Below are 8,079 nucleotides of genomic sequence, written 5' to 3' on the forward strand. Positions count from 1 at the left end.
GGGAGCGGACCCAGCGGGACCAAGGGCGGCGCAGGAGGCTCCGGCGGGGCCGGTGGCGCCGGCCGCAGCGCCGATTAGCGATCAGACCGCGACGGCCTCGATCACCGACATCGGGCTGACCGTGGGGAGCACCCGAATCAGCCGGAAACCGGCGCGGCTGAGCAGGTCGGCGTATTGGGCGCGGGTCCGTTCCCTGCCGTGCAGCATCACCAGCATCTCGAGATCGAGCATGTGCCCGATGAACGACGAAGCCCGTTCCGGCAGAACCATTTCCAGCAGGAGCAGTCGGCCGTCCTCGGCGATCCCGGTGCGGACGTTGCGCAGAATCGTCAACGCGTGCTCGTCGTCCCAGTCGTGGATGATGTTCTTCATCACGTAGAGGTCGCCGCCGGCGGGCACCGACTCGAGGAACGACCCGCCCTCGAGCGCGGTCCGGTGGGCGACGCCGGCGTCGGCAAGCAGCGGACCCGCCCCTTCGACCACCTTCGGCAGGTCGAACAGCACGCCTCGGGCGTCGGGCGCACCGCGCAGGATCGTCGACAGCACCGCTCCGTGCCCGCCGCCGACATCGACGACCAGTCGGCACCCGGAGAAGTCGTAGGCCTGCAGTGCAACGTCGTTCGCCAGGCCGCTGGCGGCCGTCATCGCGTTGTTGAACACCGCGGCGAACTCGGGGTCGGTGTCGAGGTAGTCGAAGGCCGGCATACCGCGCAGCATCTCGGCCGCCGGCTCACCGGTCTGCACCGAATGCAGCAGAGCGCCCCAGTGTTCCCAATGCCTCGGGTGCCCGAGGAACAGCACCATGTCGCGCAGCGACCCGTCGGAGTCCGACCGCAGGGCGTGGCCGACGGCGGTCAGCGCGAACCGTCCGTCCCGGCGCTGACGCAGCGCGCCGCGGCTGGTCATGGCGCGCATCAGGCGGTGCACAGCGTCGGGATCGGCGCCCACCGCGGCGGCCACGTCGGCCGCGCGTCTGGGGCCGGTCGCCAGCTGGTCGGCGATCCCGAGCTTGGCGGCGACGTAGAGCACCTGCGTGGTCCACGCACCGGTGGCCAGTTCCAGCAGGGCGACATTGCCGGGCGCCGTGGACCGGTGCAGGCCGGCCAGAGCCGCGCGCACGCGGTCGACGGCCTGGATCAGACGGACCGGCGGAGTTCTTCGTCCCATGGTCGATGAATCTAGGTCAGCCGACTTGACGATTTCTTGGACGGCGCTTGGCGGGCCGACCTAGTCCAGGTAGTCGCGCAGGACCTGCGACCGGCTGGGGTGGCGCAGCTTGCTCATCGTCTTGGACTCGATCTGACGGATGCGCTCGCGAGTGACGCCGTAGACCTGGCCGATCTCGTCGAGAGTGCGGGGCTGGCCGTCGGTCAGGCCGAAGCGCAGCCGCACCACGCCGGCTTCACGTTCGGAGAGCGTCTCGAGCACCGACTGCAGCTGATCCTGCAGCAGCGTGAAGGACACCGCGTCGACAGCCACGACGGCCTCGCTGTCCTCGATGAAGTCGCCGAGCTGCGAATCGCCCTCGTCGCCGATGGTCTGGTCCAGCGAGATGGGCTCACGCGCGTACTGCTGGATCTCCAGCACCTTCTCCGGCGTGATGTCCATCTCCTTGGCCAGCTCCTCCGGCGTGGGCTCGCGGCCCAGATCCTGGAGCAGCTCGCGCTGGATGCGGCCGAGCTTGTTGATGACCTCGACCATGTGCACCGGGATGCGGATGGTTCGGGCCTGGTCGGCCATCGCGCGGGTGATGGCCTGACGGATCCACCAGGTGGCATAGGTGGAGAACTTGTAGCCCTTGGTGTAGTCGAACTTCTCGACCGCACGGATCAGGCCCAGGTTGCCCTCCTGGATCAGGTCCAGGAACGCCATGCCGCGGCCGGTATACCGCTTGGCCAGCGACACCACCAGGCGCAGGTTGGCTTCCAGCAGATGGTTTTTCGCGCGGTCACCGTCGCGGCAGATCCACATCATGTCGCGCCGCTGCGCGGCCGGGAGCTTCTCGCCCTTCTCAGCGAGCTCGGCCATCAGCTGCGTCGCGTACAGGCCCGCCTCGATGCGCTTGGCGAGCTCCACCTCTTCCTCGGCGTTGAGCAGCGCGACCTTGCCGATCTGCTTGAGGTAGGCGCGCACCGAGTCGGCCGACGCGGTGAGCTCGGCGTCCTTGCGGGCCTGCCGCAGCGCCTCGGATTCCTCTTCGTCCCAGACGAAGTCGCCGGAGGCCTTGTCCTTCTCGGACGGCTCGGCGATGTCGTCATCGGCTTCCTTGACGGCCTTGCCGGGTGCGACGGGCGCCGCCGTGGCCCCGGCGGTACCGTCCTCGGCCTCGTCGGTGTCCTCGTCGTCGGCGGCCGCGTCGTCGTCGGTGTCTTCGACCTCGATGTCGTCGAGTTCGAGATCGCCGTCCTCGACGTCGAGATCCTCGCCGGGTTCGGCCTCGAGGTCTTCGGTGGTCTCCAGGTCTTCGGCGACGAGATCGGTGTCGACGGCCTCGGCGGCACCCTTCTTGGCGCGCCCGCGGCCGGCGGGGGCGTCGGCGGACTTCGCGGCCCGCTTGGCGGCCTTCACCGGAGCGGCCTTGGCGGCCTTCTTCGCGGGCGCTGAGCCGTTGGCCGCCTTGGCGGGCGCCTTCTTCGCGGGGGTCTTGGCGGCGGGCCGCTTCACCGGCTCATCGGTTGCCGGGCTTGCCTTTGTCGCTGCCACGTACACCCTTCCAATCGTGCGGGTTCCGGCGCGCACGCATGCGCCGCCGAAAAGTGTCGGCTATGTCGAATGTCGGCGACGATCTCAACTGGGATGCTCCGCCGCTGTTCGGTGTAGGCGGCCGCCGACGACCATTGTAACGACAGTGTGAGTGCGTACCGTGCCGAGCGGCAAATTTGACGGCGCGCCGCGCCGGTTACCGAGCGGTAGTGGTGACGTCGACGTCGGCGGCCATCGCCGCACCGACGATGCCTGCGCTGTTCTGCAGCGCCGCGGCCACCACCGGGGTGCGGTTCTTCAGCAGCGGAATCCATTTGTCGGCCTTGCGGCTGATGCCGCCGCCGGCGATGAAGAGGTCGGGCCAGATGGCGTTCTCGATGGCGACCAGGACTTTGGTGACCTCCTCGGTCCACCGCTCGTAGCTCCAGTCCTTGCGCTCCTTGACCGAACTCGCCGCGCGGTGTTCGGCCTCCTTGCCGCCGACTTCGAGGTGGCCGAACTCGGTGTTGGGCAGCAACACGCCGTTGTGGATCACCGCCGACCCGATGCCGGTGCCGAAGGTGAGCAACACGATGACCCCGGTGTGCCCGCTGCCGGCGCCGAACTTCTCCTCGGCGAGTCCGGCGGCGTCGGCGTCGTTGAGCACCGTCACCTGTCGGCCCCCCAGCGCCGCGCCGATCACCTCGCCGGCGTTCACGCCGATCCATCCTTTGTCGACGTTGGCGGCGGTGCGCACGATCCCGTTGGTCACCACACCGGGGTAGGTCACTCCCAGCGGGCCCTCCCAGCCGAAGTGCTTGACCACCTCGGCGATGGTGGCGGCGACGGCGTCCGGAGTGGACGGCTGGGGGGTCAGCAGCTTGTAGCGCTCACCGATCAACTGTCCGGTGTCGAGATCGACGATGCCGCCTTTGACGCCGCTGCCGCCGACGTCGACGCCGAAACCGCGGCGCGGGGTGTCGGATGCAGAGGTGGGCGAGTCGGTGACGGTCAATGCAGGCTCCTCTGCGCAGGTGGGCGGCGCCGGTGGTGCACACACTATCGGCTCACGAATTGCGATGGGGGCCAGTCGCGCATCCCGGACCGCCGCCGCGCCCGCGGATGTGTTGCGATGGTCGGGTGAGCGACATCGACACCGACCCGGCGTCCGCGCGCGCGGTGGCCGAGCAGTTGGCCGCGGAGGCGGCGGCCTTCGTCCGGCGCCGCCGCACCGAGGTGTTCGACGGCGCGGGCGGTTCCGACCAGGACGGCGCGGTCAGGGCGAAGAGCACCCCGACCGACCCCGTCACCGTCGTCGACACCGAGACCGAGCGTCTGCTGCGGAACCGGCTGGCCGAACTGCGCCCCGGCGAGCCGATCCTCGGGGAGGAGGAAGGCGGCCCGGAGGGCGCCGACGACGGCCGACTCACCTGGGTGCTGGATCCGATCGATGGCACGGTGAACTTCGTCTACGGGATCGAGGCCTTCGCGGTGTCGGTCGGCGTGCAGCGGGGTGGGGTGTCGGTGGCCGGGGCGGTCGCCGACGTCGCGGCGGGAGCGGTGTACTCGGCGGCGCTGGGCCGCGGCGCACAGGTGACGCGGGACGGGCAGACGACGGCGTTGCGGTGCAGTGCGGCCACCTCGCTGTCGATGGCGCTGGTCGGCACCGGCTTCTCCTACCAGCCGGAGGATCGCCGTCGCCAGGGCGCGGTGATGGCGGCGTTGCTGCCGGAGATCCGCGACGTGCGCCGGATCGGTTCCTGCGCGCTGGACCTGTGCATGGTGGCCGCGGGCAGGCTCGACGCGTACTACGAGGACGGGGTGCACGTCTGGGACTGGGCCGCCGGTGCGCTGATCGCGGCCGAGGCGGGTGCGGTGGTGCGGGCGCCCGGGCAGGGGGGACCCGGTCTGATGGTCGCCGCCGCGCCGGGTCTGGCGGCGGAGCTCGACGAGGCGCTGCTGCGCAGCGGGCTGGACCCGCGCCGACAGTAGCTCAGCAGGTCTGGGTGTGGATCTTGCTCAGCAGCGACGGGTCGGCCGGCTGGGTGGCGTCGGGCATCAGGCTGGCCAGCACCGCGTCGATGTCGTCGCTGTGGGCGAGTTCGGTGAAGTCGGTGCCGATCGCGAGGTCGACGGTGTCGTCGGTGCGCTGATCCTGGAACAGCTCGGTGCAGGGCGCGACCAGCCACAACGACGCCGCGGCAGCGCGTCCGGCCGGTCCGAACCGGATCTGGCCCTGGCACTGCAATCGGGTGCCGGTGTAGACGGGGTCGTTGGCGGCCTCGGGATCGGTGAAGCCGAGATCCCGCAGCGCGCCGGCCACTTCGGCGGCCTGCCCGCCCTGCCCGCTGGCGTTGAGCACCCGGATGCGGGTGTCGGCGAGCTTGGCGGGTGTCACGTCGGTCATGTTCTGGCGCGACACCTGTTCTCCCAGGGTGGGGGCCGGCGCGTTCGGATCCGCCGGTGCCGGCGGCGGATTGCAGACGGCGACCTCGCGCACGTCGGGCGGCTGGGAGAGCGCGATCACCCAGACCAGCAGCGCCGCCACCGCCAGCGCGGCGAACATCAGCGCTCCGGGCAGGAAGTTCCGGCGGCGGAACGGGCGCCCGTGTTTGTCGAACGCCGTGCCTTCGGTGATTTGCGCGACCACGCCACAGACTCTAGAGCTAGGGTGTGCGGGGCTCCGACCGGCATCAACGGTCGGATGGCGACTTCTGTGACGTAAATCACATTAGAACCGGTGTCAATACGGGCACGAATCGTTTGGTGGATGCGTTCGACGCTGGTACAAAGCAACGCTGCATAGAGCTTCACGGAGGGGACTGGCCATGGCTACTGATTACGACGCCCCACGGCGCACCGAGACCGACGACGTGTCCGAGGACTCGCTCGAGGAACTGAAGGCACGCCGCAACGAAGCTCAGTCTGCTGTCGTCGACGTCGACGAGTCCGAGACCGCCGAATCTTTCGAGCTGCCCGGCGCCGATCTGTCCGGCGAAGAGCTCTCGGTGCGGGTGATCCCCAAGCAGGCCGACGAGTTCACGTGCTCCAGCTGTTTCCTGGTGCATCACCGCAGCCGGCTGGCGAGCGAGAAGAACGGCATGATGATCTGCTCGGACTGCGCTGCCTGAGGTACGAGCCGCGCGACGTGAGGGTGAGAGCCTGACGAGAGTCAGCGCAGCGCGGCGAGCACCCGATCCGGGTGCCGCGCGCTGACGAGCCAATAGGGCGTGGGATCGTCCGGATCGTCCAGGACGAGCAGCACCAGCGGGCCCACCCAGGCCCGGTGCACGACGTAGGCGGCCGGATCGAGCTGCCGTCCCAGCGCGGCCGACTTGGCCGAGCGCGGCACCTCGGCGGCCCGGGTGATCACCGACGCGGGCAAGTGCGCGTTACCGACCCACAGTTCGGTACCGCCGTCGTCGTGCACCACCCGCAGTTCGACGCGGCCGAGCCACACCAGCGCGACCGCCGCCACCGGCAGCAGCACGGCGTAGGGCAGCCAGTCGGGCAGCGCGGCGATGCCCTGGTTGACCTCCAGGGCGATCAGCGCGGCCAGGCCCAGCCCCGGCAACCACCACCACCACGGCACCCACAGCCGCTCGCGGTAGCGAACGCTGGTGGCGGTGGCGCGCGTGTCGGACACGCGGCCAAGAGTAATCTCTGACGTCGTGCCCAGTTCTTTGGCGGTCGTGCGTCTCGATCGGGATCTGCCGCTCCCCGAGCGTGCCCACGACGGTGACGCCGGTGTCGACCTGTACAGCGCGCACGATGTCGAACTGGCGCCCGGGGCACGGGCCCTGGTCGGCACCGGGATCGCGGTCGCGATCCCGCACGGTATGGTCGGCCTGGTCCATCCGCGATCGGGATTGGCTGCGCGCGTTGGCCTTTCGATCGTCAACAGTCCCGGGACCATCGACGCGGGCTATCGCGGCGAGATCAAGGTGTCGCTGATCAACCTCGATCCGCACACCCCGATCGTGGTGCACCGCGGTGACCGGATCGCCCAGCTGCTGGTGCAGCGGGTCGAGTTGCCGGAGCTGGTGGAGGTGACGAGCTTCGACGAGGCCGGGCTCGCCGACACGACGCGCGGCGACGGGGGGCACGGATCTTCCGGCGGGCATGCCAGTCTGTGACGATGGCTTTCAGAACGACTGACAGTGACAGCGTGAGACACCCGAGGTGGTAGCAGTGGAAGCCGACGAGGAACTCGAAGGCCCGTTCGACATCGATGACTTCGACGATCCGGACGTCGCGACGGTGGCGCGGCTGGACCTGGGCTCGGTGCTGATCCCGATGCCCGAGGGCGGCCAGGTCCAGGTCGAGATCAACGAGGCCGGCGTGCCCAACGCGGTATGGGTCATGACGCAGCACGGCCGCTTCACCATCGCCGCCTACGCGGCACCGAAGTCGACCGGTCTGTGGCGCGAGGTGGCCTCCGAGCTGGCCGAGTCGCTGCGCAAGGAAAGGCCGAAGGTGAGCATCGAGGACGGCCCGTGGGGCCGCGAGGTGGTCGGTCCGGGCGACCATCGGCAGGCCGGGGTCCGCTTCATCGGCGTCGACGGCTACCGCTGGATGATCCGCTGCGTGGTCAACGGACCCCAGGAGAGCATCGGCGCACTCGCCGAACAGGCCCGCGAGGCGCTGGCCGACACGGTGGTCCGCCGGGGCGACACCCCGCTGCCGGTGCGCACGCCGCTGCCGGTGGCCCTCCCCGAGCAGATGGCCGCCCAGCTGCAGGCGGCCACCGAGCAGGCCCAGGCCCAGGCGCAGGCTCAGGCCGAGGCCGAGTCTGCGGCCCAGGGGCAGCAGCAGCCCGAGCCGCCGCAGCCCCCGGCCGACCCGGCGGCGCGGCGCGCGACCCAGGGCTCGGCGATGCAGCAGCTGCGCACCATCACCGGCGGCTAGCTGCGCTCCTCGCGGTCGGCGTCACGCAGCGCGGCCAGGCACTCGGTGCCGAGTACCGAGGGGTCCTCGCCGACGTCGCCGAGCGTCACGGTCCGCAGTGCGGCGCGCGGCGCCGCGGACACCCAGGCAGCGCCGACCTCCAGCGGGTGCACGGCGTCGTCGGTGGCTGACACCACGCCCATCGGCACGCCCAGGCCCTCGAACTCGCCGAGAGTGGGGGCCACGTAGCGCGCCGCCTCGTCCATCGCATCGGGCAGGGCCGGCCACTGGGCGACCCACGAGCGGGTGAGTTCCGCGGCCAGCCACGCCGGGCTGGAGGCCTGCATCGCCGCGGTCGCCGACACCAGGCCGTCGCGGCGCAGCACCGCCGCGGAGTGCCGGGCCGCCAGCGCGGCGGGTGCGGCGTCGGGCTCGCCGGTCCAGGCCGGCAGCGCGGCCAGCACGGCCACCACCCGGCCCGGATGTGACAGGGCCCACGCCGCGGCGACC

Annotated in this window: 10 protein-coding genes; 4 read left to right on the forward strand and 6 right to left on the reverse strand. The window is 70.6% G+C overall.

The annotated features are described in order from the left end of the window. Window positions 1-81 precede the first annotated feature (81 nt). From MCHUDSM44219_RS26090 to ppgK, 3 genes are all read right to left on the reverse strand, one after another. Window positions 82-1,167: a methyltransferase gene (locus MCHUDSM44219_RS26090; protein ID WP_048421182.1), complete on the reverse strand. Its 1,086-nt coding sequence runs from the start codon at window positions 1,165-1,167 to the stop codon at window positions 82-84. Between the two features lie 60 nt (window positions 1,168-1,227). Next, window positions 1,228-2,703 carry an RNA polymerase sigma factor gene (locus tag MCHUDSM44219_RS26095; RefSeq protein ID WP_048421189.1) on the reverse strand — a complete coding sequence of 492 codons (1,476 nt, stop codon included), beginning with the start codon at window positions 2,701-2,703 and terminating at the stop codon, window positions 1,228-1,230. Window positions 2,704-2,899: 196 nt separating this feature from the next. Next, window positions 2,900-3,697, reverse strand: coding sequence for a polyphosphate--glucose phosphotransferase (ppgK, locus tag MCHUDSM44219_RS26100; protein WP_048421183.1), 798 nt, complete (start codon window positions 3,695-3,697; stop codon window positions 2,900-2,902). A 107-nt stretch (window positions 3,698-3,804) separates the two neighbouring features. On the opposite strand from ppgK, the gene MCHUDSM44219_RS26105 reads away from it, so the two are divergent. Continuing rightward, window positions 3,805-4,674 carry an inositol monophosphatase family protein gene (locus tag MCHUDSM44219_RS26105; RefSeq protein WP_048421184.1) on the forward strand — a complete coding sequence of 290 codons (870 nt, stop codon included), beginning with the start codon at window positions 3,805-3,807 and terminating at the stop codon, window positions 4,672-4,674. Between the two features lies 1 nt (window position 4,675). Here MCHUDSM44219_RS26105 and cei read toward each other — a convergent pair whose 3' ends face one another. Further along, window positions 4,676-5,332 carry an envelope integrity protein Cei gene (cei, locus tag MCHUDSM44219_RS26110; protein WP_048421185.1) on the reverse strand — a complete coding sequence of 219 codons (657 nt, stop codon included), beginning with the start codon at window positions 5,330-5,332 and terminating at the stop codon, window positions 4,676-4,678. A gap of 178 nt (window positions 5,333-5,510) precedes the next feature. Between cei and MCHUDSM44219_RS26115 the strand changes: the two genes are divergently transcribed. Continuing rightward, complete coding sequence (locus MCHUDSM44219_RS26115; protein WP_043408120.1) at window positions 5,511-5,813, forward strand: DUF4193 domain-containing protein; 303 nt, start codon at window positions 5,511-5,513, stop codon at window positions 5,811-5,813. 41 nt (window positions 5,814-5,854) lie between these two features. Here MCHUDSM44219_RS26115 and MCHUDSM44219_RS26120 read toward each other — a convergent pair whose 3' ends face one another. Beyond that, the gene (locus MCHUDSM44219_RS26120; RefSeq protein WP_048421186.1) at window positions 5,855-6,328 is read right to left on the reverse strand and encodes a DUF3093 domain-containing protein; all 474 of its coding nucleotides are present in this window, start codon (window positions 6,326-6,328) and stop codon (window positions 5,855-5,857) included. A gap of 25 nt (window positions 6,329-6,353) precedes the next feature. Here MCHUDSM44219_RS26120 and dut point away from each other — a divergent pair, with 25 nt between their 5' ends. After that, window positions 6,354-6,818, forward strand: coding sequence for a dUTP diphosphatase (gene dut / locus MCHUDSM44219_RS26125; protein ID WP_048421187.1), 465 nt, complete (start codon window positions 6,354-6,356; stop codon window positions 6,816-6,818). Between the two features lie 55 nt (window positions 6,819-6,873). After that, entirely contained in the window at window positions 6,874-7,590 is a 717-nt protein-coding gene (locus MCHUDSM44219_RS26130; RefSeq protein ID WP_236695589.1) for a DUF3710 domain-containing protein, read from the forward strand. Here the strand turns inward: MCHUDSM44219_RS26130 and MCHUDSM44219_RS26135 are convergent. Then, window positions 7,587-8,079: hypothetical protein (locus tag MCHUDSM44219_RS26135; protein WP_048421190.1), on the reverse strand; the 493-nt coding region annotated here is incomplete at its 5' end. The two genes, MCHUDSM44219_RS26130 and MCHUDSM44219_RS26135, sit on opposite strands and share 4 nt — an antisense overlap.

Source organism: Mycolicibacterium chubuense (assembly GCF_001044255.1).
GTDB lineage: Bacteria > Actinomycetota > Actinomycetes > Mycobacteriales > Mycobacteriaceae > Mycobacterium > Mycobacterium chubuense.

Coding starts and splice junctions, on each gene's coding strand:
- MCHUDSM44219_RS26115 (WP_043408120.1), top strand. CDS start 5,511: ATGGCTACTGATTACGACGCCCCACGGCGCACCGAGACCGACGACGTG.
- MCHUDSM44219_RS26090 (WP_048421182.1), bottom strand. CDS start 1,167: ATGGGACGAAGAACTCCGCCGGTCCGTCTGATCCAGGCCGTCGACCGC.
- MCHUDSM44219_RS26105 (WP_048421184.1), top strand. CDS start 3,805: ATGTGTTGCGATGGTCGGGTGAGCGACATCGACACCGACCCGGCGTCC.